Raw genomic sequence first — 23,469 nt, forward strand, 5'->3', positions numbered from 1 at the left:
TCCAGCTGCAAGCAGCGTACTGAGAACCGGAAGATCCGATCGGCACCTCGTCAAATGTTCCACCCTTGAGCTACCAGCGAGAACATTCGTCTCGATCTGGCGCCTGGACACTCCGAAGAGTGCCAGATGCTCCTTAGAAAGGAGGTGATCCAGCCGCACCTTCCGGTACGGCTACCTTGTTACGACTTAGTCCTAATTACCGATCCCACCTTCGACAGCTCCCTCCACAAGGGTTGGGCCACCGGCTTCAGGTGTTACCGACTTTCATGACTTGACGGGCGGTGTGTACAAGACCCGGGAACGTATTCACCGCAGCGTTGCTGATCTGCGATTACTAGCGACTCCGACTTCATGAGGTCGAGTTGCAGACCTCAATCCGAACTGGGACCGGCTTTTTGGGATTCGCTCCACCTTACGGTATTGCAGCCCTTTGTACCGGCCATTGTAGCATGCGTGAAGCCCAAGACATAAGGGGCATGATGATTTGACGTCATCCCCACCTTCCTCCGAGTTGACCCCGGCAGTATCCCATGAGTTCCCACCATTACGTGCTGGCAACATAGAACGAGGGTTGCGCTCGTTGCGGGACTTAACCCAACATCTCACGACACGAGCTGACGACAACCATGCACCACCTGTATAGAGACCTTGCGGGGCGACTGTTTCCAGCCGTTTCCTCTATATGTCAAGCCTTGGTAAGGTTCTTCGCGTTGCATCGAATTAATCCGCATGCTCCGCCGCTTGTGCGGGTCCCCGTCAATTCCTTTGAGTTTTAGCCTTGCGGCCGTACTCCCCAGGCGGGGAACTTAATGCGTTAGCTGCGTCACGGAAACCGTGGAATGGTCCCCACAACTAGTTCCCAACGTTTACGGGGTGGACTACCAGGGTATCTAAGCCTGTTTGCTCCCCACCCTTTCGCTCCTCAGCGTCAGTTACGGCCCAGAGATCTGCCTTCGCCATCGGTGTTCCTCCTGATATCTGCGCATTCCACCGCTACACCAGGAATTCCAATCTCCCCTACCGCACTCTAGTCTGCCCGTACCCACTGCAGGCTGGAGGTTGAGCCTCCAGTTTTCACAGCAGACGCGACAAACCGCCTACGAGCTCTTTACGCCCAATAATTCCGGATAACGCTTGCACCCTACGTATTACCGCGGCTGCTGGCACGTAGTTAGCCGGTGCTTTTTCTGCAGGTACCGTCACTTTCGCTTCTTCCCTGCTAAAAGAGGTTTACAACCCGAAGGCCGTCGTCCCTCACGCGGCGTTGCTGCATCAGGCTTTCGCCCATTGTGCAATATTCCCCACTGCTGCCTCCCGTAGGAGTCTGGGCCGTGTCTCAGTCCCAGTGTGGCCGGTCACCCTCTCAGGCCGGCTACCCGTCGACGCCTTGGTGAGCCATTACCTCACCAACTAGCTGATAGGCCGCGAGCCCATCCCAGACCGAAGTTCTTTCCAACTGCTGAAGATGCCTTCGCAGTTCGTATCCGGTATTAGCAGCTGTTTCCAACTGTTATCCCAGAGTCCGGGGCAGGTTGCTCACGTGTTACTCACCCGTTCGCCACTGATCCAGAGAGCAAGCTCTCTTTCACCGTTCGACTTGCATGTGTTAAGCACGCCGCCAGCGTTCATCCTGAGCCAGGATCAAACTCTCCGTAGAAGAATTTTGCTGCGATCGAACCGGAATAGGTTCGGCCGAGCGAGTTTGATCTGACGATCGGATGTCATTACTGACATTTATCCGTTTAATCTCAAAAGAATCTCATCGGTCAGACAAGCTGACCGCGAGGTTTTTTGGCATTTGACAAGTGCACGCTGTTGAGTTCTCAAGGATCGGATGCTCCTGCTGCTCAGCCTCTCGGCCTCGCCCGCAGGGCAACTTCTCTATCTTATCCGTTTCGCTCAGGCTGTCAAATCGACGTTTCGTTCGTTCCGAAATCGGAACCGAGCGTCGGGGACGTGGCCTGGGCGGCCGGAAACCCCATCCTAGACCCGGAGGTCGTCACACTCAAGCGAGTGTGTGGTTGGGGGTGGTTCTCCGCTTGAGAGGTAGCGGGGCCTTTCGGCCTCTCCGCTCTCCCCTGTGGGGCGAACAAGTAATAAGTTACGTGCGATCCGCGGGCTCGGCAAATCTGGGCGCATCCCGGGCGTGTCGCCCGGCTTTCCGCGGGTCAGCGCGAGGGGCGACGCCGCTGCAGCACCAGGACGGCGCACAGCGCGAGTGTCGCCGCCCCCCACCCGGCGCACGCCGGCGGAAGCACTCGGTACGCCAGGTGTGCGGGGGTGAAGTCGGCGTCGAGCGGGCCCAGCGCGGCCAGTCCGACCGCCCACGCTCCGGCGAGCACAACGGGAAGCGATACCCACCACGCGACGCGCGCCGCCGCGGGCAGCGTCCGCCGCAGCGGCACCGGCCGGCGGCCCGCGAGCCAGAGAACAGCCCATACCGCGAGAACACCAAGGCCCAGGATGCTGGATCCGTGCTGGAGCCATGTGTACCCGGGGAGCGGTCCCCATCTTTCGTCGAGCACGGGGATCAGTTGCACTCCCCCACGGCCTTCGTGCGTGAAGAGGTCCCACACGATGTGCGTGACCACCCCGGTCGCCAGGGAAGCCAGCAGCAGCGCGATGCCGCGCCAGGACACGCGGCCCCGCCTGATGGCGAGCGTCTCGCGCCACCCCGCCATCGGTCCGGCGTCCCACGCCTGCGGCAGTCGTGCCGCGATCGCGCGCGGCACGAGTTCGCGGGCGGCCGGCCGCAGCAGCATCCGCCACACCAGCAGCAGCGCCCCTGCCATCAGGACGGTGAGGGGCAGCCAGGCCAGATCGTGTGTCCGCCCGTAGGGCGGGACACCGGCGCGCACGAAGAGCGGCAGGTCCGGGGTCATCGCGCCGATCGCGACCGCGGCGGGAACCAGGGGCGTCCGTGCGAACGCCAGTGCCACCACGGCGTGGCTCGGCGTGAACGGCACGGCGCCGCTCAGTCCAGGAAGATCCCGGCGAGGGTCTTCTTTCCGCGCCGCAGGACCGATACGCCGCCGGGCAGGGTTCCTTCGACGACGGCATCGTCCGCGCTCACACGCGCACCGTCCAGTGACACCCCACCCTGGGCGATCGCGCGCCGCGCCTCACTCGAACTCGTCACGAGACCCGTCGCCACGAGCGCATCGACGACCGTGGTGCGCGGCGCGACCCGCGCATGGGGTAGCTCCTCCAGTGCGCTGCGCAAAGTTGCGGCGTCCAGGGCTGCCAGGTCTCCCCGCCCGAACAAGGCTTCCGATGCCGCGGCGACGGCGGCGGTGGCCTCTTGGCCGTGGACGAACGTGGTGACCTCGAGCGCGAGGCGCCGTTGCGCGGCGCGCCGGAACGGCTCCTCCGCCACGAGCCTCTCGTATTCGGCGATCTCCGCCCGCGAGAGGAAGGTGAAGACCTTCATCCGCGCGATCACATCGTCATCGAGCGTGTTGAGCCAGAACTGGTAGAACGCGTAGGGGCTGCACATCTGCGGGTCGAGCCAGATCGCGTTGCCCTCGCTCTTGCCGAACTTCGTCCCGTCGGCGTTCGTCATCAGCGGGGTGCCGAGCGCGTGCACGGACCGGCCCTCGACCCGGTGGATGAGGTCGACGCCACTGGTGAGATTTCCCCACTGGTCGCTCCCGCCGGTCTGCAGAACGCAGTCGTAGGAGCGGAAGAGTTCGAGGTAGTCGAGCCCCTGGAGGATCTGGTAGCTGAATTCGGTGTAGCTGATGCCGGCCTCGGAATTCAGGCGGGCAGCGACCGCGTCCTTCTTCAACATCGTGCCCACGCGGTAGTGCTTGCCGATCTCGCGCAGGAAGTCGATGGCGCTCAGCGGTTCCGTCCAGTCGAGGTTGTTCACGATCCGCGCCGCACTGTCACCGTCGAAACTCAGAAAACGCTCGACCTGCGCGCGGAGGTAGCCGACCCACTCCCGAACCGTGTCGGGGGTGTTCAGCGTGCGCTCGGCCGTGGGTCGGGGATCACCGATGAGCCCTGTGGAGCCGCCCACGAGACCCAGCGGGCGGTGACCGGACAACTGGAGCCTGCGCATCGTGAGCAGCTGCACGAGGTTACCGAGGTGCAGGCTCGGGGCCGTCGGGTCGAAACCGCAGTAGAAGACGATCGGCGGTCCGGCGAGGAGCTCTCGCAGCGCCTGGGCGTCCGTTGAAACCTGCACCAAACCCCGCCAGACCAGTTCGTCCCAGACGTCGTCGAACGTGGGGTCGTTGGCCGGCGCGAGGGCGTTCACGGCACTCTCTGTCGAAGGTGCGGACACACCGTCAACGCTACCAGCGGGGGTCGGAGACTCAGGACGATGCAGCCTCGTCGAACAGGCCGATGATGTTGCCCTCGGAGTCGCGGATGTAGACCCACCGCGACGTCTCGCTCAGCGGCTGGATCTGTCCGAGCTGCTCGCCGCCGTGCGCGATCGCCGCATCCACCACGTCCTCGATGCGGTCGACGGTGAAAACGACCGTCGGATGGGGCGTCGCCCCGCGCAGGTGCAGGTCGCCGCTGATTCCTTCCCCATCGGGCTGAAGCAGCATCCCCATGTCGTCGTCCCACGGCTCGTACCGGTATCCGAGAACGGCGCGGTAAAAATTCTGCGCGCGCTCGATGTCGTCGACCGGAATCTCGAAATGCTCCATCTTCGCCATGGCTGCCATCCTTCCGCCGGAACTACGGGCACACCAGGGTCAGATTCCTGAACCCCACCACACGAGCGCCGCGGCACCGAGTGCGGACACCCAGCTGACGAGGCTCCCCACGAGGAAGTACTCCGCGCGGTTGCCGGATTCGTCATCGCGTGAGATTTCGGGGAAGCGCACGATGCCTTTCGCGGCGAGCACCGCGGCCAGGAGCGTGTACGCGCCGGCGAGGGTCAGCGCGAAGACGAGGAGCCGCTCCAGAGGCCCGATGAGACGCCCGCCTTTCAGCCCGGAGCCGGCCGCGGGCACTTCCGCCATCTCGTGGCGGAGGGCGGCGCGGACGATCACGTTGCCCGACTCCAGCATGAACACCGCCGCGCCCACCGCGGCCACGACGGTGTCGATCGCGACGGGTCCGAACGGGGCGACCGGATGCCATATGTCGCCGAGCGGACCCGCCTGCACGCGGGGCGGCATGGCGAGGACAGCGGCGGCACAGACGAGGGCCGCGACGGCGGCCGCCCAGATGCCGGCGCGACGCGCTCCATCCGGGGAGACCACCGCCAGCCATGCCGCGGCGAGAAGGGATGCGGCGATCGCGGCAGGCACGGCATCCACGGCGGCGCTGAGACAGATCAGCAGGACCACGGCAACGAGGTAGGCGAGCCACCGGCGAGGCGCCGGGATGAATTGCCGCAGCAGATCCGCAGCCCCGATGGTGAGCAGAAGCAGGCCCGCGAGGATCACGACCGCCCTCCTCGCGCGGGCGCACGCACATCCCCAGAAGGCTGATGCGCCGTGCGCCGGTCTGCGTCGGCTGAGCCCGCGGTGAGAACCATGTCTGCATTCTCCCCGCGGCCACCGACGGGGAGGGGCCGGCCGCGCGGCGCGCCGCGTTGCTGCCGTTACGAGCGAGGCCCCGCCTTCAGAACGTCCATGCCGAGGGCGAGTGCCGTGGCACCGGATCGCCGGAGGTTCTGGGAAACCGCCGCCTGCGAGATCTTCTCGGACTGGGCGATGGCCTGTTGCGTCCGGCCGGCGAAGTACTCCGCCGCCAGGCGTCTCTCGCGAGATTTCATCCTCGACACGACGTGGTCGCGGCCAAGGAGCAACGCGTTCACCAAGCCCTGCTGGGCGGGGTCGTTTCCGACGAACCAGGTGCGCAGCCCCGCCTGCCCGCGGTCCTGCATCGCGTGGACCGCCGTGATGGCCTCACGTGCGTTCCACCAGGCCGGCCCGTCCTGGATGTCGTGACCGTTCGCGCCGCTTTCCACTCGGCGGATGTCCCCCTCGCCGATCCCGAAGCGGCAATCCAAACCCTCCGGAAGCAGAGTGCGGACGAGCAGGGTTGTCACAAGCGCGTCTTCGACCCGTGCGTAGACCGACTGGAACTCATCGCCGGCGGTGGCCCACAGCGGCTCGACCGCCGGCGCGACGGTATGCGCGCGGTCGAAGCACGCGCGAATGGCGGCCTGCGCTCCCGCGCGGTCGGACAGCTCTCGTGACCGTACGATGTCGGTGATGACGCCTACGCGGTAAGCCATAGGCCACAGTATTGCTTATTCAGCGGAGATATAAGCGATATTGCGCGAATCAGCCGATAAACGCCCGAGCTACCGCCTGGGCACGCGTGACCAGCTCGCGCCGCTGCTCGCTCACGCGGTCCGGTGCGGTTCCGCCCATCCCCGAGCGGCTCGCCACCGAACCCTCCACGGTGAGCACTCCCCGCACCGCAGGGGTGAGCGACGGCGAAATCTCGGCGAGAAGCTCGTCGGAAGCGTCCTCGAGACCGATCCCCCGCGCTTCGCAGGCCCGCACCAGCGCGCCGGACATCTCATGCGCATCCCGGAAAGGCACTCCCTGACGCACGAGCCAGTCTGCGACGTCCGTGGCCAGCGAGAAACCCTCCGGTGAGAGGGCGGCCATGCGGGCAGTGTCGAACCGGAGCGTCGCGATCATCCCCGCGAAGGCAGGAAGGACGAGCTCGAGCGTGCGCACGCTGTCGAAGACGGGCTCCTTGTCCTCCTGCAGGTCGCGGTTGTACGCCAGCGGAAGGCCCTTCAGGGTTGCCATCAGACCCGCGAGGTTTCCGATCAGGCGTCCCGCCTTGCCGCGCGCGAGTTCTGCGATGTCCGGGTTCTTCTTCTGCGGCATGATGCTCGACCCCGTCGAGTACGCATCATCCAGCGTCACGAAACCGAACTCGCGCGTGTTCCACAGGATGACGTCCTCGGCGAACCGGGAGACGTCCACCGCGATCATGGCCGTGACGAAGGCGAACTCGGCCACGACATCGCGCGAGGCCGTACCGTCCAGCGAATTCTCCGCGGGACGGGCAAGGCCCAGTTCCCGCGCGACCAGTTCCGGGTCGAGGCCGAGGCTCGAGCCGGCGAGCGCTCCCCCGCCATAGGGCGAGACCGCCGCGCGCGCTGACCAGTCCCGGAGGCGCTCGAGCCCGCGCACGAGCGCCCAGCCGTACGCCTGGAGATGATGCGCGAGCAGCACCGGCTGCGCGTGCTGCAGGTGGGTGCGGCCGGGCATGATCGCATCGGCGTGAGCGTCGGCCTGCGCGACGATCGCGTCGATGAGGCGCAGCACCTCCCGCCCGATCGTGCGGCCGTGGTCGAGCAGGTAGAGGCGCACGAGGGTCGCGATCTGATCGTTCCGGCTACGCCCGGCCCGCAGCTTCCCGCCCAGCGCCGACCCGATCTGCGCGATGAGCGCGCTCTCCAGGGCGCCGTGGACGTCTTCGTCGTCGGGGCCCGCGACGAGGGTGCCTTCGGTGACGCGCACGGCCAGCGCGTCCAGGGCGGCGTGCATGGTCGCCGCCTCGTCAGCCGTGAGATACCCCGCGGCTTCCAGCGCTTTCGCGTGGGCGTGCGATCCCGCGATGTCATAGAGCGCGAGGTCCCAGTCGAAGTGCGTCGACCGGCTGAGCGCGGCCAGCTCCGGCGACGGTCCTCCGGAGAACCGCGCTCCCCACAGCGCGCCTTCGTTCGTGCCGTGTCCTGTGTGACCGCTCATCGCTCCAGCCTATCCACGCCCTCGCCGACGTCCGGCTCGCGCACGAGCCAGGTGCTGAGCCGCGCGATCGCCGCCTCCAGCGGCCCGCGGCCGACGAGCAGCGCCCACAGCGTGCACGCCACGAGGAGGCCGATGGTCAGCGGCCAGAAGGGATCCAGCTCGCGGAATCCTTGAAGGTCGTCCGTGCGGCCGAGAACGGATGCGGCGATCCACGCCCACACGAGAAGTTGCGCGGTGTACGCGGTGAGTGGCATCGACCCCACCGCGCGCAGGGGCACGACGACCCAGCGCACGAAGGTGCGGCTGATCAGCAGGCACAGTCCGATCACCGCGATCGCAAAGCCGCCGGACCCGATCACCTCCAGCACGCCGCTGGAGTGCGGGCGCGCCGTCCACACGGCCGCCAACGGCGAGAACGGCTCGGCCTCGACACTCGTACCCGTCGTCGCGTCCAGGAAATACCCGAGGGCCGCGAGCACGGCACCCGAGCCCAGGAGAAGGGCGGCGGTACGCGCCGAGCGCAGATCGCAACGCCCGATCGCCATGCCCGCGAGCAGGAACACGATCCACACGGGGAAGGGGTAGTGCCATCCCATGAGGGCGGAGATCGTCGCCCCCTCGGGCGTGAACCAGAACGGCGATGCGTCCCACAGCGCCTGGAGGAACGGCATCGTGAGTCCCAGCACCGCTGCGAGGAGGAAGAGCGCACGGGCGCCGAGGCCGAGAAACGGCAGAGACAGCACGAAGAGGATCGCGTACGCGGGCAGGATGACGTAGACCGGCACCCCCGTGCTCACCAGCAGCACCCCGAGAACCCACAGCAGTGCTCCACGCAGGGCGATGCGGGCGGACGCGCGCGCGCGGCGCGAACCGTGGAACGGCCGCCGGCCGCCCGTCACGATCGCGATCGACACCCCGGCCAGGGTGGCGAACAGGATCGAGGACCGCCCGTTGACGATGTCGACCCAGGTCGCCGGATCGTCCAGGACGAAGTCGTCAATGACCAGCAGGTGCGCCGCGAGCATGCCCACCACAGCCAGCCCGCGGGCGAGGTCGACGCCGGCCAGGCGCGGCGGGGCGTCGAACCGACGCCACCGCGAGCGGAGCCAGGCGGTCAGTCCTGACGCAGCAGCCACACCAGCAGCGCCTTCTGGGCGTGGAGCCTGTTCTCCGCTTCATCCCAGACGACGCTCTGCGGGCCGTCGATGATCTCAGCGTCGACCTCGTAACCGCGGTCGGCCGGCAGACAATGGATGAAGACGGCATCCGGGCGGGCGAGCGCCATGAGATCTTGCGTCACCTTGTACGCACCGAGATCTCGCAGGCGTGCGAGTTTCTCCTCCTCCTTGCCCATCGACACCCACGTATCGGTGACGATGACATCCGCTCCTGCGGCAGCCTCGTTCGCGTCGGTGTAGAGGGTCACTGATCCCCCGGTGCGAGCGGCGATCGCGTCGGCGTCCGCCACCACGTCTTCGCGCGGGGCGTAGTCCTCGGGCGAAGCGACCCGCACATGCATCCCCGCTGTCACACAGGCGAGGACGTAGGAGTGGGCCATGTTGCTCCGGCCGTCACCGAAGAACGACAGCGTCAGACCGGTCAGCGCGCCCTTGTGCTCGCGGATGGTCAGCAGGTCGGCCAGCAGCTGGCAGGGGTGGAAGTCGTCGCTGAGGGCGTTGACCACCGGCACCCGGGTGTTCCGCGCCATCTCCTCGAGCCCCGCCTGGGCGTAGGTGCGCCAGACGATGGCCGCCACCTGCCGCTCCAGCACGCGCGCGGTGTCGGCAGGGGTCTCCTTGCCGCCGAGCTGGCTGTTGGCCGTCGAGATGATCAGCGGAGATCCGCCCAGGTCCGCGATGCCGACTGCGAACGACACGCGCGTGCGCGTGGATGACTTGTCGAAGATGACGGCCACGGTCTGCGGGCCCGCCAGGGGCTTTTGCGCCCACCGGTCCTTTTTCAGCTCGATCGCGAGATCGAGGATCTCGGATTGCTCGGCAGGGCTCAGGTCGTCGTCGCGCAGCAGATGTCGGGTCACGCGGACTCTCCTTTCGCCGCGGGCGCGGCGTCCTTCAGCAGCAGCGAGTCCGCCACCGTCGCCAACGACGCCGCGAAGAGTCTCGAGAACTCGTCGATCTCGGCGTCGCCGATTGTCAGCGGGGGAACGAGACGGATGGTGTCGTCGTTCGGGGCGTTGATGATCAGCCCATGCTGCTGGGCTGCCGCGACGACGGCTTTGGCCACCGGGGAGGCGAGCGCGACTCCGAGGAGGAGCCCACGTCCGCGGACGCCCACCACCAGAGGCGATTCGATGCCACGGATCGCCGCGCGCACCTGCTCGCCACGCCGCGTCGCGTTTTCCACCAGCCCGGCATCCTCGATCTCGGCCAGGACGGCGTCGGCGACCGCTGTCCCGAGCGCGTTGCCACCGAACGTCGATCCGTGGGTTCCGGGGTAGAAGAGCTCGCTTGCCGCCGCATACGTGATCAGAGCGCCGATCGGGAACCCGCCGCCCAAGCCCTTGGCGACCGTGATCGCGTCGGGCGTGATCCCTTCGTGCTGGAAGGCGAACCACTCCCCCGTGCGTCCGGCGCCGGTCTGGATCTCGTCCACGATGAGCAGCGCACCGTGGTCGTGCGTCAGCGCGCGAGCCGCCTGGAGGTACCCCTCCGGAAGTTCGACGACGCCGGCCTCGCCTTGGATCGGTTCCACGACGAGCGCGGCGACGCGGTCATCCATCGCCGCCTCGAGCGCGTCGACGGTCGCATCGATGTGTTCCACGCCCGGGACCATGGGGAGGAAGTCCGCCTGGAGGGCGGGCTTCGCCGTCATGGCCAGGGTGCCCATGGTGCGTCCATGGAAGCCCCCGTTGAGAGTGAGGATGCGGGTGCGGCCGGAGTTCCGGCCGTGCAGCCGCGCGAGCTTGAACGCGGCCTCGTTCGCCTCCGCACCGGAGTTGCCGAAGTACACGCGGCCGGCCGGGCCGGTACCGGCGAGCCGTTTGAGGCGGGCGGCGAGTTCGAGCTGCGGCGGGGTGGCGAAGTAGTTCGAGACGTGGGCGAGCGTGGCGGCCTGGCGGGACACCGCCTCCACGAAGACCGGATGCGCGTGACCGAGGGCGTCCACGGCGATGCCGGCGAGGAAGTCGAGATACCGTCGGCCGTCGCCGTCCCAGAGGTAGGCGCCCTCGCCGCGGACGAACAGGGCCATCCGCTCACCGAAGCTGCGGACGAGGTCACGCCCGGCGTCCTCTTGCCACGACATTGCCTCGCTCATGCGACGACCTCCGTTCCGATCCCTTTGCTGGTGAACAGTTCCACGAGCACCGAGTGCGGCACCCGCCCGTCGATGATGGCCGCGGTGGGGACTCCGCCTTCGACGGCTTCCAGGCACGCCTGCATCTTCGGGATCATCCCCGACTCCAGCCGCGGCATCATCGCGCGCAGCTCCGGCGAGGTGAGGTGGGACACGAGCGATTCCCGGTTCGGCCAGTCGGCGTAGAGCCCCGCCACATCCGTGAGGATCACGAGCTTCTCGGCTTTCAGGGCCACCGCGAGGGCGGCCGCCGCGGCATCCGCGTTGACGTTGAGGGAGTGCCCGGGGTGATCCAGGTCGGGCGCGATGCTGGAGACGATCGGGATGCGGCCCGCCGCGAGGTGATCGAGCACGGGTCGTGGATCGACCGACTCGACGTTGCCCACCCGACCGAGGTCGTGCTCGACCCCGTCGACGACGACGCCGCGGCGGCGGCCACCGAACAGTCCGGCGTCCTCGCCGCTCAGCCCGGTGGCGAGGGGGCCGTGGGCGTTGACTTTGGCGACCAGCTGCGGGTTGATCTGACCGGTGAGCACCATGCGCACGACGCTGATGGCCTCGGTCGAGGTGACCCGGTAGCCGCCCTTGAACTCGCTGGGGATGGCGAGACGGTCGAGCATGGAGGAGATCTGCGGTCCGCCGCCGTGCACCACCACCGGGAGCACGCCCACGTAGCGGAGGTAGGCGATGTCGGCGGCGAAGGCATCCTGCAGTTCGTCGCTGACCATGGCGTTGCCGCCGTACTTGATCACGATGATCGAGTCGCGGTAGCGCTGCAGCCACGGGAGGGACTCCACGAGGCTCGCGGCCCACTCGCTCGCAGCGGCGGGGTCGGTGTCTTGAAGATCGATTCCGGTCATGACGAATACGCGCTGTTCTCGTGGACGTACTCGTGGGTGAGGTCGTTGGTCAGGATGACGGCGGCCGCGTCCCCGGCCTTGAGGTCGATTTCCACGCGCGTCGCCCGTGGCGTCAGATCCACGTCTTCCCGGGGGCGGTCGGGTCCCCCCGCCGTACACACCCGCACGCCGTTCATCCAGACATCGACGTCGTAGGGGTCGAACTGCGCCGTCGTCGTCCCGATCGCGGCGAGCACCCGACCCCAGTTGGGATCGTTGCCGAAGATCGCCGCCTTGAAGAGGTTGTTGCGAGCGACCGAGCGTCCCACCTCGACCGCCTCCTCCTCCGTCGCGGCGGAGGACACCTCGATGCGGATGTCGTGGCTCGCACCCTCGGCATCCGACTGCAGCTGCTCGGCGAGGTCGACGCACACGGCGGCAAGAGCGTCGCGGAACTCCGCGGGGTCGGGACGGATGCCGCTGGCCCCGCTGGCCAGCAGGCTGACCTGGTCGTTGGTCGACATGCAGCCGTCCGAGTCCAGCCGATCGAAGCTGACGCGGGTCGCGGAACGGAGGGCCGCATCCGCCTCGGCGGAGTCGAGCACCGCATCGGTGGTGAGCACGACGAGCATCGTCGCCAGGCCCGGCGCCAGCATCCCCGCGCCTTTCGCCATCCCGCCGATCGTCCAGCCACCGGAACGGTGCACGACGCGTTTGGGCCGGGAGTCCGTTGTCATGATCGCGAGCGACGCGGCCTCTCCGCCGTCGTCCGACAGCGCGGCGACGCCCTCTTCGACGCCCTGGAGGACCTTCCCGCGGAAGATCTCGTCGCCGGTGCCGATGAGACCCGTGGAGCACACGAGCACATCACCGGCGCCCACCCCCAGGAGGGCCGCGGCCTTCTCGGCGGTCTGGTGCGTCGTCTGGAATCCGAACGACCCGGTGAAGCAGTTGGCGCCGCCCGAGTTGAGCACGATCGCTTCGACCACCCCGTCCTGGATCGCCTGCTCCGACCACAGGATCGGGTTGGCCTTCGCACGGTTGGAGGTGAAGACCGCCGCACCGACTTTGAGCGGGCCGCGGTTCACGACGACGGCGACGTCGGGTTTGCCGGTGGACTTGAGGCCCACCGCCACACCGGCCGCCTCGAAGCCTGCGGGGGCGGTGACGCTCACGGTGCCACTCCGTTCATGCTCAGCGCGCGGGTCTCCGGGAGCCCCAGTGCGATGTTCATCGACTGCACGGCGGCGCCGGCAGTGCCTTTGACGAGATTGTCCACGGCCGCGACGACCACGACACGGTTCGCGTCGCGGTCGATCGCGAGCCCCAGCAGCGCGGTGTTGGCGCCCACGACGTCGGCGGTTCGCGGGAAGCTCCCCGCGGGAAGGAGTTGCACGAACGGCTCCCCGCCGTAGGCCGCCTCCCACGCGTCGCGGATCTGGGTGTCGGTGGCGCCGGCGGCGATCGGTGCGGAGGTGGTGGCCAGGATGCCCCGGGCCATCGGCACGATCACGGGGGTGAACGAGATCCGCACCGACGCCGCATCCGCCCCTGCTGCGGCGAGCGCCTGCCGGATCTCGGGGATGTGGCGGTGCGTCCCGCCGACGGCATAGGGGTTCGCCGACCCCAGGATTTCGCTCGCCAGGAGGTTCGTCTTCAGGCTCTTGCCGGCACCGCTCGGCCCCACGGCCAGGACGCTGACGATGTCGCCGGCGTCGATGACACCGGCAGCCACGCCCGGGGCGATGCTCAGCGACACGGTCGACGCGTTGCAGCCCGGCGCGGCGATCCGTGTCGCGCCCACGAGAAGGTCGCGCTGCTTCGAAGAGCCGACGGGCAGTTCGGGCACTCCGTACGTCCACGCCTCGGTGAAGGCTCCACCGTAGAAGCGACCCCAGTCCGCCGACGATGTCAGGCGGTGGTCCGCGCCCGCGTCGATGACGAGCGGGGTATCGGTCAGCGCGTCGGTGTACTGACCCGACTGGCCGTGCGGGAGGGCCAGCACGACGATGTCATGGCCGGCGAGCACCTCGGGGGTGGTCTCCTGCAGCGTCAGGTGCGCGAGCGATCGCAGGTGCGGCTGATGCTCGACCAGCGGCTGCCCGGCGTTGGAGTGCGCGGTGACCGTGCGGATCTCCACGTCGGGGTGCCCGGCGAGGAGGCGCAGGATCTCGCCACCGGCGTAGCCGGATGCGCCGGAGACGGCGACCGAATAGGGCATGACTTCCACCTTATGTTCTGGGACGACGGGGCCGGAGACGGCGACACCCGAGCCGCAGACGCGTTCGGGGTCGCCTAGAGTCGGCGGGCGCCGCGGCGCGAACGCAGACCGGTGCCGCAGAACGCGAGCGAGGAGGAACCGGCCGGAAGCATGGGGCGACCCTAGTCCCGCGCCGGACCGCCGCGCAAATCCTTCACCACTCGGGCCGCCTCGGCCGCGTCCGGGCCGTGCATCCCGTCACGTCATGTCCGACTTCTGCAGGAAACCACCCTCCAGAACCTGCAGATGTGGGACATCACTACGCGAACCGGCCGCACATCCGGCGGCGTCGGAGCGCCAGGCCAGGATGGACGCATGCTCACCACGCTCGCCGTCGCGGGGTACCGCTCACTGCGCGACGTCGTCCTGCCGCTCGGCCGCCTCACGGTCGTCACCGGACCGAACGGCTCCGGAAAGTCAAACCTGTACCGGGCCCTGCGCCTCCTGTCCACCGTCGCCGCCGGCGGGCTCGTCGGCGCCGTGGCGCGCGAGGGCGGCCTGTCCTCGCTCGTGTGGGCCGGTCCGGAAAACGGTGGCGGCGAAGAGGGCACGAGGCGCCGCGGTCCGGTGGCGGTGCTGCTCGGCTTCGCCTCCGACGATTTCGGATATCTCGTCGACCTGGGTCTGCCGCAGACCGAGCAGTCGAGCCTCTTCGCCCGGGATCCCGAAATCAAACGCGAGCAGGTGTTCACCGGTCGCGCGGCCAGGCCGTCGAGCCTGCTCGTGGACCGGCTGCGCGCGGTCGCCCGGGTGCGCGACGGCGCCTGGCGGACCCTCGGCCAGCAGCTCACGCCGTACGAGAGCATCGTGACCGACCTCGCCGACGGGGAGGCCGCCCCCGAGCTGCTGGCGCTGCGCCGCCAGCTGTCGGCCTGGCGGTTCTACGATCACTTCCGCGTGGATGCGGACGCTCCCGCGCGCCGGCCGCAGGTCGGCACCCGCACGCGCCGCCTGGCCGACGACGGGGCGGATCTCGCCGCGGCCTGGCAGAGCATCCGCGAGGCCGGGTTCGGCGGGCGCCTGGATGCGCAGGTGGAACGAGCCTTCCCCGGCAGTCGTGTCGAGATCGGCGTCGACGACGGACGCTTTCGCCTCCTGTGGCACCAGCGCGGACTCCTGCGCGCACTCTCGGCCGAAGAGCTCTCCGACGGAACGCTGCGCTACCTGCTTCTGGCGGTGGCCTTGCTCTCCCCCGAGCCTCCACCGCTCATCGTCCTGAACGAACCGGAGTCGAGCCTGCACCCCGATCTCCTGGCACCCCTCGCCGAGCTGATCGCCGCCGCATCCGACGACGCTCAAGTGCTCGTGGTCACGCACGCCGAGCCCCTTGCCGCCTCCCTGGCCGACACGGGGGCCGCGTTGCACCGGCTCGAGGGTGCCGCCGGCGGCACGCGCGTGGCGGGCCAGGGCACCCTCGACCGGCCGTCGTGGCACTGGGGGTCGCGCTAGACAGCGAGCGCGGCGCGAACGTCCTCCCGCGGCCCGCGGCCCGCGGCCCGCGAAACGGGACGCGGGGCGCTCTCAGTCGCGCAGCGCCGCACCGAAGCGCTCGGCCGCGACGGCGACGCCGGCAAGCTTCGCCTCGGTAGCCTCGGCGGAGGTGAGCGTGCGGTCGGGTGCGCGGAAGCGCAGCGCGAACGTCAGGCTCTTGCCGCCCTCGGGCAGGCCCGGGCCGCGGTAGTCGTCGACGAGGTGCAGCGACTCCAGCAGCTCACCCGCCCCCTCGACGATCGCCGCACGCACATCGGCGGCGGGCACCGCACCATCCACCACCAGCGACACGTCCTGCGTGGCGGCAGGGTAGCCGGAGAGGGATGCGGCGACGACGCGGTCACCCGCGACCTGGAGCAGCGCATCGAGGTTCAGCTCGGCCACGAGGACGCGCCCGGGCAGGTCGGACTTCTCGGCGACGGCCGGGAGCAGCTCCCCCACATATCCGACCTCGACGCCGCCCACTGTCAGCACGCCGGCTCGCCCCGGATGCAACGCCGCACGCTGGGACTGCGCGACGTCGATGTGCACCCCGGCGGCCGCCGCGATCGTACGGACCGCGTCGAGGGCGTCGGCCAGGTCGAACGGCGCCACCGGCTGGCCCGGCTGCTTGGCGATCCGGTTGCCGGTGAGGAGCACCGCGACATGGCGCGGCTGCGGCGGAATCGCCGCATCCAACTCCGCAAGCGTCTCCGGGTCGGGCCGCTCGGCCGGAACCGGAACGCTCGCGGTGCCGTAGTCGATGCCCGGCTCGGGCAGGAAGACGACCCCGCTCTCGAACAACGCCAAGTCGGTGAACCCGCGCGAGACATTGCGGTGCGCCACCTGCAGAAGCCCCGGGATCAGCGACCGGCGGAGGAACGGGTTCTGCCCGTCGAGGGGGTTGGCGAGCTGGATGCTCGGCAGGTCTGCTCCGGACGCCGACCCGTGCAGGTCGTTCTGCTCCTCCGTGGTGAAGCCGAACGACAGGGTCTCGACGTACCCTGCGGCAGCCAGCGCGTTCGCCACCCGGCGCCGGCCCTGTTGCGCCGGCGTGAAACCGCGTCCGGACGGCGGGATGGGCAGCTTCGACGGAATACGGTCGTAGCCGGTGATCCGGGCGACCTCCTCGGCGAGGGTCCATTTGTCCGTCAGATCGGGCCGCCACGACGGCGGGATCACGATCCACGAGCCGGGCGCTTCGGCGGCTTCGGTCACCTCGCAGCCGATGGTCTCCAGCGCACCGATGATCTCGGCATCGGTGTACTCCACGCCGATGAGCCCCGGAACGAACGGGCGCGGCAACTCGATCGCCTCGACGAACACCTCGGTGAACAGGGCTCCGCCGGTCTCGGTGTCGAGGGTTCCGCCGGCGTGCTCGACCATCAGGTCGGCCACGCGGCGTGCCGCCACGAACGGGATGAGGGGGTCGACGCCGCGTTCGAAGCGGCGGGATGCCTCGGAGGGGAGCTTGTGGCGACGCGCCGTCCGGGCGATCGTCACGGGGTCGAAGATCGCCGCTTCGATGAGCACGTTGCGGGTCTCGTCGCTCATCTCGGTGGCGCCGCCGCCCATGACGCCGGCCAGGCCGATGGGGCCGGACTCGTCGGTGATCAGCAGGTCTTCTTCGCTGAGGGAGCGTTCCTTGCCGTCGAGCGTCGTGAGCTTCTCCCCGGCCTGAGCGCGGCGCACGGTGATGCCGCCGGTGAGAGTGTCGAGGTCGTACCCGTGGATCGGGTTGCCGAGCTCGAGCATGACGTAGTTGGTGATGTCGATGAGCACCCCGAGAGACCGGATCCCGGCCAGCGTCAGCCGCGACACCATCCACGGCGGCGTGGGACGGGTGGGGTCGACGCCGCGCACGATGCGCACGACGAATTCGCTGGCGCCGACCCGGCCGCGGATGGGAGCGTCGTCGACGACCGAGACGGAGAATCCGCCGGTGGGCTGCTCGAGCTCCTCGAACGGGCGGTCGCCGGGGTCACGGAAGCTCGCCCCGGTGGCGTGCCCGTACTCGCGGGCAACGCCCCGCAGGCTCAGGGCGTAGCCGCGGTCGGGGGTCACGTTGATCTCGACCGCCACGTCGTCGAGGCCGAGGAGGGCGATCGCGTCGGTGCCGACCTCGGGATCGAGCCCCAGTTCGGTCAGGCGCAGGATGCCGCTGTGCTCGTCGCCCAGCCCCAGCTCCTTGGCCGAGGCGATCATGCCGTCCGAGACATGCCCGTAGGTCTTCCGGGCGGCGATCGGGAACGGACCCGGCAGGACGGCACCCGGGAGGGTCACGACGACCTTGTCGCCGGCGAAGAAGTTGCTCGCGCCGCAGACGATCCCGCGTACGCCGCCGTTCGATGGGCCGACATCCACCTGGCACCAGCGAATGGTCTTGCCGTTGGACTGCGGCTCCTCGACGACGTCGAGCACCTGTCCGACGACGATCGGACCGGTCAGCTCGAAGCGGTGGACATCCTCCTCTTCGAATCCGACGGAGACGAGCGAGGCGAGGATGTCTTCGGGTGTGGCGTCGGCAGGAACATCGACGTACTCGCGCAGCCACGCGATGGGAACGCGCATCAGACCACCATCCCGAACTGCTCGCTGAAGCGGACATCGCCCTCGGCCATGTCGCGCATGTCCTGCACGTCGGAGCGGAACATCAGCGTCCGCTCGAAGCCCATCCCGAACGCGAAGCCGGAGTAGACCTCCGGGTCGATGCCCGCGGCGCGCAGCACGTTCGGGTTGACCATGCCGCATCCGCCCCACTCGATCCATCGTGCGCCGCCCTTGAAGGTGGGATGCCACAGATCGAACTCGGCGGAGGGCTCGGTGAAGGGGAAGTAGTTCGCGCGCATACGGGTCTTCGCCTCGGCGCCGAACAGCTGGCGGGCGATGTGGTCGAGCGTGCCGCGCAGGTGCGCCATGGTGATGCCCTCATCGACGACGAGGCCCTCGAACTGGCTGAAGACGGGCAGGTGCGTGGCATCGAACTCGTCGGTGCGGAAGACCCGGCCGGGCGACACGATGTAGATCGGGAGGTCGCGGGTGAGCATGGAACGCATCTGGACGGGGCTCGTCTGCGTGCGCAGCAGCAGGTGGCGGGCGACCGGGTCGACGTAGAAGGTGTCCTGCATCTGACGGGCCGGGTGGTCGGCGTCGAGGTTCAAGGCATCGAAGTTGTACCACTCGTGCTCGAGTTCCGGACCTTCCACGATCTCCCAGCCCATGCCGACGAAGATGTCGCTGACGTGGTCCTGCAGGAGGGTGAGCGGATGCCGCGACCCGACGCGAGCACGCTGCGGCAGCGCCGTGATGTCCACACGTTCCGCCTCCAGCTGCGCGGCGGTCTCCGCCTCCGCCAGCGCGGCCTCACGGGCCGCGAGCGCCTGGTTCACACGGCCACGCGCCTGGCCGACGAGCTTGCCGAAGGTGGCTTTGTTCTCCGGGGCGACATCGCGCAGGCGGGCGTTCAGCCGTGCGAGCGGTGACCCTTCGCCGGAGTGCGCCGCGCGGACGGCCTTGAGCTCGGCGGTGGTGGAGGCGGCGTCGATGGCCGCCAGGGCGGCGTCGACCGCCGCTTGCACGGCGTCGGGGGTGATCTCGGGTGCGTCAGACACGAGAGTCGAGTCTACCGACGGGCGCGTGCCGCCCCGTTCGTGCGTGTCAGAACCCGCCGCCGCTGGTCCCGTCGTGCTTGCCGAGCCCACGCTGCGCGACGATGAGCTCGGTGTCGGTGACTTCCTGCATCGGCTGATGGGCGCCCGCGACGGTTGCCACCCTCGGCGAGCGCCGGAGCCGCTTCTCGGCCAGTGTCGCCACGCCCGACAGCGCGAGACACAGCGCGATGTAGATGGCGCCGACCACGATCGTCGCGGGGATGATCGGGGAGCCGATGCTCGCCTGTGAGCCGAGGAACTTGGCGTAGAACAGCAGCTCCGGGTAGGTGATGATGAACCCGAGCGCGGTGTCTTTGAGCGTGACCACCAGCTGGGCGATGATGACCGGCAGCATCGCCCGGATCGCCTGCGGAAGCAGGACGAGGCGCATGACCCCGGACTTGCGCAGGCCGATCGCGTAGCCGGCCTCCTTCTGCCCGCGCGGCAGCGACTCCACGCCGGCGCGGAAGACCTCCGCGAGCACCGATCCGTTGTAGGCGATGAGCGCGATGACCACGGCCCAGTAGGGCTCCATGCGCACCCCGATCACCGGGAGGCCGTAGTACAGCAGGAACATGAAGACGAGCACGGGCACCGCCCGCAGCAGCTCGATCACGACCGTGAACGGCACGCGCACCCACGCGTGATCGGAGAGGCGCCCGATCGCGAGCACGAAGCCCAGGATGAGGGCCCCGACCGCGGCGGTGCCGAAGGCGGCGAGCGTGCGCATGGTCGCCTGACCGATGTTGATCCACACGTTGGTGTACGTGAATGCCGACCACTTCTGCGCCGTGAACTGGCCGGTGGCGGCGAGCCGCCACACGAAGAAGCTGATGACGGCCACGACGACGACGATCGTCAGCACGCCCAAGACGCGGTTGCGCGCCATCGCGCGCGGACCGGGGACGTCGTACAGGACGCTGCTCATCGCGCGATCCTCCAGCGGTTCTCGAGCGTGCGCTGCACCCAGGACAGCACGAGCACCAGCACGATGAAGATGACCATGACCCACAGGATCGTGACGAACTGGTTCTCGCCGCGCTCACTCAGGTAGTTCCGGATGGATCCGAGGTTGATGACGGAGAAGCCCGCCGCCACGGTGGTGTTCTTCAGCAGGGCGATGAACACGCTCATCAGGGGCGGGATGACGGAGCGGAAGGCCTGCGGCATGACGACGCTGCCCATCACCTGCCCGAAGGTCAGCCCCAGCGCGCGAGCGGCCTCGGCCTGGCCGACGGGCACGGTGTTGATGCCGGAACGGATGGTCTCCGCCACATACGTCGCGGTGTACACACCCAAGGCGCAGATCGCGAGCGTCACCGAGACCGACTGCGTCAGGCGAAGACCGAGCAGCGGCGGGAGGGCGAAGGAGAAGGCGAAGAAGACGAGCGTGAGCGGCGTGTTCCGGATGGTGTTGACGTAGAGGGTGCCCACCGCCCGCGCCACCGGGATCGGGGACACACGCATCGCGCCGACGATGGTGCCCAGGACGAGCGCGAGCGCACCTCCGGCCACGAACAGCAAGAGGGTACCCAGGAGGAACGTCCACCACAGGTCGAGGTTGTCGGTGATGACACCCACGCGCGATCCTTTCCGCAAACGGCCGGAGAAGGGGGCGGCGCAGGTGCGCCGCCCCGGGAACTCACTGGTCGACGGCGGGCTGTTCGCCCTCGATGCCGGCGGGTGCGAGGTGCTCTTCGAACAGAGCGGTCCACACGTCGCCGCCGTCGGTGAACAGGGCGTTGATGTGCTCCTTCAGCGCCGTGTCGCCCTTCTCCAGGCCCACGCCGTAGCGCTCCTCGCTGAAGGGATCGCCGGCGATCTTGAGGGCGTCAGGCTCCAGCGCGACGTAGCCGGCGAGGATCGCCTCATCCGTCGTGATCGCATCGACCGAGCCGGCCTTCAGCTGCTCGACGCACTGCGAGTAGGTGTCGTACTCGACGGCGTCACCGGGGTTGTACTCGTCTCGGATGCGCTGGAGCGGGGTGGAGCCGGTCACCGAGCAGACGATCTTGCCCGCGAGGTCGTCTGGGCCGGTGATGTCCTCGTTGTCGGCGGCGACCAGCAGACCCTGACCGGTGATGAAGTACGGGCCGGCGAAGTCGATCTGCTCCTTGCGCGAGTCGGTGATCGAGTAGGTGCCGACGTAGTAGTCGATATCGCCGTTCACGATCGCCTGCTCGCGGTTCGCGGAGGGGATCGTCTGGTACTCGATCTGGCTCTCGTCGAAGCCCAGGGATGCGGCGATCCAGCGCGCGATGTCCACGTCGAAGCCGGTGCGGTCACCCGAGGCGGCGTCCTCGTAGCCGAGGCCGGGCTGGTCGTTCTTGACGCCGACGACGACGCCGTCCCGCTCGACCATCCGGTCGTACGTGGGGCTGCCTTCCAGGTCGACCTCGGTGGCGACCTCCCACAAAGCTTCGGTTCCAGCCGTTTCCTCTCCCCCGCCTCCCGAGCCGCCGGAGGGCGAGCCGCTGTTGCAGGCGCTGAGGGTGAGCATGGCGACGGCGGCCAGGCCGACGCCGGTGAGGATGCGGGACTTTCGCATGTCAGGACTCCTTGGGGGATGTGCTGTGGATGGGGGTCAGTGCGTGATGAGTTTGGAGAGGAAGTCCTTGGCGCGGTCGGACCGAGGGGAGGTGAAGAAGCCCTCCGGCTGCTGCTCCTCGACGATGAGACCGTCGGCCATGAACACGACGCGGTCCGCTGCCTTGCGGGCGAAGCCCATCTCGTGCGTCACGACGATCATGGTCATGCCCTCACGGGCAAGGCCGACCATGACGTCCAGGACCTCGTTGATCATCTCGGGGTCCAGCGCGCTGGTCGGCTCGTCGAAGAGCATGAGCTTCGGATGCATCGCGAGGGCCCGCGCGATCGCGACGCGCTGCTGCTGCCCACCGGACAGCTGCGCGGGGAGCTTGTTCGCCTGCGCGTCCACCCCCACCCGCTCCAGAAGCTCATGGGCCTCGCGCTCGGCGTCGGCCTTCTTCATGCCGCGCACCTTGATGGGGCCGAGCGTGATGTTCTGGAGGATCGTCAGATGCGCGAACAGGTTGAACGACTGGAAGACCATGCCGACATCCGCCCGCAACTGCGCGAGAGCCTTCCCCTCTTTGGGCAGCTCCTTGCCGTCGATCGAGATCGTGCCGGACGTGATCGTCTCCAGCCGGTTGATCGCGCGGCACAGCGTCGACTTGCCCGAACCCGACGGACCGATGACGACGACCACTTCACCGCGGCCCACGGTGAGGTTGATGTCTTTCAGCGCCTGGAATTCGCCGTAGTGCTTCTGCACATCCGCGAGCACGACGAGCGGATCGCCTGTGGCACGGGAGTCGGGGGTCACCATAATCACACCCTAGGAGCGCCGTGCACGCCGACCAAGGATCGACGCCCGCCTTTATCGACTTGTAACAGGGCCGCCGGCGCCGGACGCCTCGCCCGCGCGCTGCGCGAACGCGGTTTCGTACAGGCACACACTCGCCGCCGTCGCGAGGTTCAGCGACTCGGCGCGACCGTAGATCGGGAGGCGCAGAGCCAGGTCCGCCTGCGCGAGCGCGCTTTCTTCCAGTCCGTGCGCCTCGTTGCCGAACAGCCATGCGGTCGGGTCCGACAGTGCCGCCCGGGAGGCCAGGAAGTCCGTGCCACCGACATCGGCTGCCACCACGCGCATGCCGGCGGCGTGGGCACGCTCGACGGCCGCCTCCAGCTCCACTCCGACCACGATGGGAAGGTGGAACAGCGAGCCCGTGCTCGAGCGCACCACCTTCGGGTTGTACGGGTCGACCGTCCGCCCGGTGAGGATTACCGCATCCGCGCCCGCAGCATCAGCCGCGCGGATGATCGTGCCGAGGTTGCCCGGGTCGCGGACCTCTTCGCAGATCGCGACGAGGCGCGGAGAATCCGAGAAGACGTCCTTCATCGCCGTCGGCGACTGCTGGGCCACGGCCACGATGCCCTGCGGTGTGACCGTATCGGCCATCGCATCCAGCACGTCCTCGGTCGTGAACTCGACCTCGATGCCGGCGGCGCGCGCGGCGTCCCGGACGTCGCCGTGCCGCTCCATCGCGGACGGGGTGGCGAACAGCTCCAGCACGGTGGCCGGCACGTAGGCGAGGGCCTCGCGGGCAGCCTGCGGACCTTCGAGGAGGAAGAGCCCCGTCTCCTGGCGCGCGCTGCGCTTACTCAGTTTCGCAACCGCGCGAACGCGCGGCGAGCGGGGATTTTCCAGCACGTTCTCAGTCTATGGG

At 68.5% G+C, this 23,469-nt stretch carries 20 protein-coding genes and 1 rRNA gene; 1 reads left to right on the forward strand and 20 read right to left on the reverse strand.

Going from position 1 to position 23,469, the window contains the following annotated elements:
- Window positions 1-137: 137 nt before the first annotated feature.
- From AC4FS1_RS06015 to argC, 13 genes are all read right to left on the reverse strand, one after another.
- Window positions 138-1,657, reverse strand: a 16S ribosomal RNA gene (locus AC4FS1_RS06015).
- A gap of 511 nt (window positions 1,658-2,168) precedes the next feature.
- On the reverse strand, window positions 2,169-2,966 hold the full coding sequence (locus tag AC4FS1_RS06020; protein ID WP_491153344.1) for a DUF4184 family protein: 798 nt from the start codon (window positions 2,964-2,966) through the stop codon (window positions 2,169-2,171).
- Window positions 2,967-2,974: 8 nt separating this feature from the next.
- Window positions 2,975-4,288: a tyrosine--tRNA ligase gene (gene tyrS / locus AC4FS1_RS06025; RefSeq protein WP_491153345.1), complete on the reverse strand. Its 1,314-nt coding sequence runs from the start codon at window positions 4,286-4,288 to the stop codon at window positions 2,975-2,977.
- Between the two features lie 31 nt (window positions 4,289-4,319).
- Complete coding sequence (locus tag AC4FS1_RS06030; RefSeq protein WP_491153346.1) at window positions 4,320-4,670, reverse strand: VOC family protein; 351 nt, start codon at window positions 4,668-4,670, stop codon at window positions 4,320-4,322.
- 39 nt (window positions 4,671-4,709) lie between these two features.
- A complete protein-coding gene (locus tag AC4FS1_RS06035) occupies window positions 4,710-5,408 on the reverse strand; it encodes a hypothetical protein (protein WP_491153347.1) in 699 nt (232 codons plus the stop codon).
- Window positions 5,409-5,566: 158 nt separating this feature from the next.
- On the reverse strand, window positions 5,567-6,205 hold the full coding sequence (locus AC4FS1_RS06040; RefSeq protein WP_491153348.1) for a SatD family protein: 639 nt from the start codon (window positions 6,203-6,205) through the stop codon (window positions 5,567-5,569).
- A gap of 49 nt (window positions 6,206-6,254) precedes the next feature.
- Window positions 6,255-7,685, reverse strand: a complete 1,431-nt coding sequence (gene argH, locus AC4FS1_RS06045; protein WP_491153349.1) for an argininosuccinate lyase — start codon at window positions 7,683-7,685, stop codon at window positions 6,255-6,257.
- Window positions 7,682-8,821, reverse strand: a complete 1,140-nt coding sequence (locus tag AC4FS1_RS06050; protein WP_491153350.1) for a heparan-alpha-glucosaminide N-acetyltransferase domain-containing protein — start codon at window positions 8,819-8,821, stop codon at window positions 7,682-7,684. Before AC4FS1_RS06050 ends, argH begins: the two co-directional genes overlap by 4 nt.
- Complete coding sequence (argF, locus tag AC4FS1_RS06055) at window positions 8,800-9,723, reverse strand: ornithine carbamoyltransferase (RefSeq protein WP_491153351.1); 924 nt, start codon at window positions 9,721-9,723, stop codon at window positions 8,800-8,802. The genes AC4FS1_RS06050 and argF overlap by 22 nt, the downstream gene beginning before the upstream one ends.
- Entirely contained in the window at window positions 9,720-10,961 is a 1,242-nt protein-coding gene (locus AC4FS1_RS06060; protein WP_491153352.1) for an acetylornithine transaminase, read from the reverse strand. The genes argF and AC4FS1_RS06060 overlap by 4 nt, the downstream gene beginning before the upstream one ends.
- Window positions 10,958-11,860, reverse strand: a complete 903-nt coding sequence (argB, locus tag AC4FS1_RS06065; protein ID WP_491153353.1) for an acetylglutamate kinase — start codon at window positions 11,858-11,860, stop codon at window positions 10,958-10,960. Before argB ends, AC4FS1_RS06060 begins: the two co-directional genes overlap by 4 nt.
- The gene (gene argJ, locus AC4FS1_RS06070) at window positions 11,857-13,014 is read right to left on the reverse strand and encodes a bifunctional glutamate N-acetyltransferase/amino-acid acetyltransferase ArgJ (RefSeq protein WP_491153354.1); all 1,158 of its coding nucleotides are present in this window, start codon (window positions 13,012-13,014) and stop codon (window positions 11,857-11,859) included. The genes argB and argJ overlap by 4 nt, the downstream gene beginning before the upstream one ends.
- Window positions 13,011-14,060, reverse strand: a complete 1,050-nt coding sequence (argC, locus tag AC4FS1_RS06075; RefSeq protein WP_491153355.1) for an N-acetyl-gamma-glutamyl-phosphate reductase — start codon at window positions 14,058-14,060, stop codon at window positions 13,011-13,013. The genes argJ and argC overlap by 4 nt, the downstream gene beginning before the upstream one ends.
- 354 nt (window positions 14,061-14,414) lie before the next feature.
- Between argC and AC4FS1_RS06080 the strand changes: the two genes are divergently transcribed.
- Window positions 14,415-15,548, forward strand: coding sequence for an AAA family ATPase (locus tag AC4FS1_RS06080; protein WP_491153356.1), 1,134 nt, complete (start codon window positions 14,415-14,417; stop codon window positions 15,546-15,548).
- A 72-nt stretch (window positions 15,549-15,620) separates the two neighbouring features.
- On the opposite strand, the gene pheT is transcribed toward AC4FS1_RS06080, so the two are convergent.
- From pheT to AC4FS1_RS06115, 7 genes are all read right to left on the reverse strand, one after another.
- A complete protein-coding gene (gene pheT / locus AC4FS1_RS06085) occupies window positions 15,621-18,140 on the reverse strand; it encodes a phenylalanine--tRNA ligase subunit beta (RefSeq protein ID WP_491153357.1) in 2,520 nt (839 codons plus the stop codon).
- On the reverse strand, window positions 18,140-19,180 hold the full coding sequence (gene pheS, locus AC4FS1_RS06090; RefSeq protein WP_491153358.1) for a phenylalanine--tRNA ligase subunit alpha: 1,041 nt from the start codon (window positions 19,178-19,180) through the stop codon (window positions 18,140-18,142). The genes pheT and pheS overlap by 1 nt, the downstream gene beginning before the upstream one ends.
- Window positions 19,181-19,226: 46 nt before the next feature.
- Window positions 19,227-20,147 carry an amino acid ABC transporter permease gene (locus tag AC4FS1_RS06095; protein ID WP_491153359.1) on the reverse strand — a complete coding sequence of 307 codons (921 nt, stop codon included), beginning with the start codon at window positions 20,145-20,147 and terminating at the stop codon, window positions 19,227-19,229.
- The gene (locus AC4FS1_RS06100; RefSeq protein ID WP_491153360.1) at window positions 20,144-20,800 is read right to left on the reverse strand and encodes an amino acid ABC transporter permease; all 657 of its coding nucleotides are present in this window, start codon (window positions 20,798-20,800) and stop codon (window positions 20,144-20,146) included. The genes AC4FS1_RS06095 and AC4FS1_RS06100 overlap by 4 nt, the downstream gene beginning before the upstream one ends.
- A 61-nt stretch (window positions 20,801-20,861) precedes the next feature.
- The gene (locus AC4FS1_RS06105) at window positions 20,862-21,767 is read right to left on the reverse strand and encodes a glutamate ABC transporter substrate-binding protein (RefSeq protein ID WP_491153361.1); all 906 of its coding nucleotides are present in this window, start codon (window positions 21,765-21,767) and stop codon (window positions 20,862-20,864) included.
- Window positions 21,768-21,803: 36 nt separating this feature from the next.
- Window positions 21,804-22,568: an amino acid ABC transporter ATP-binding protein gene (locus AC4FS1_RS06110; protein ID WP_491153362.1), complete on the reverse strand. Its 765-nt coding sequence runs from the start codon at window positions 22,566-22,568 to the stop codon at window positions 21,804-21,806.
- A gap of 51 nt (window positions 22,569-22,619) precedes the next feature.
- Entirely contained in the window at window positions 22,620-23,453 is an 834-nt protein-coding gene (locus tag AC4FS1_RS06115; RefSeq protein ID WP_491153363.1) for a TrmH family RNA methyltransferase, read from the reverse strand.
- Between the last annotated feature and the right edge of the window lie 16 nt (window positions 23,454-23,469).

The organism is Microbacterium sp. Z12_35 (genome assembly GCF_058310475.1).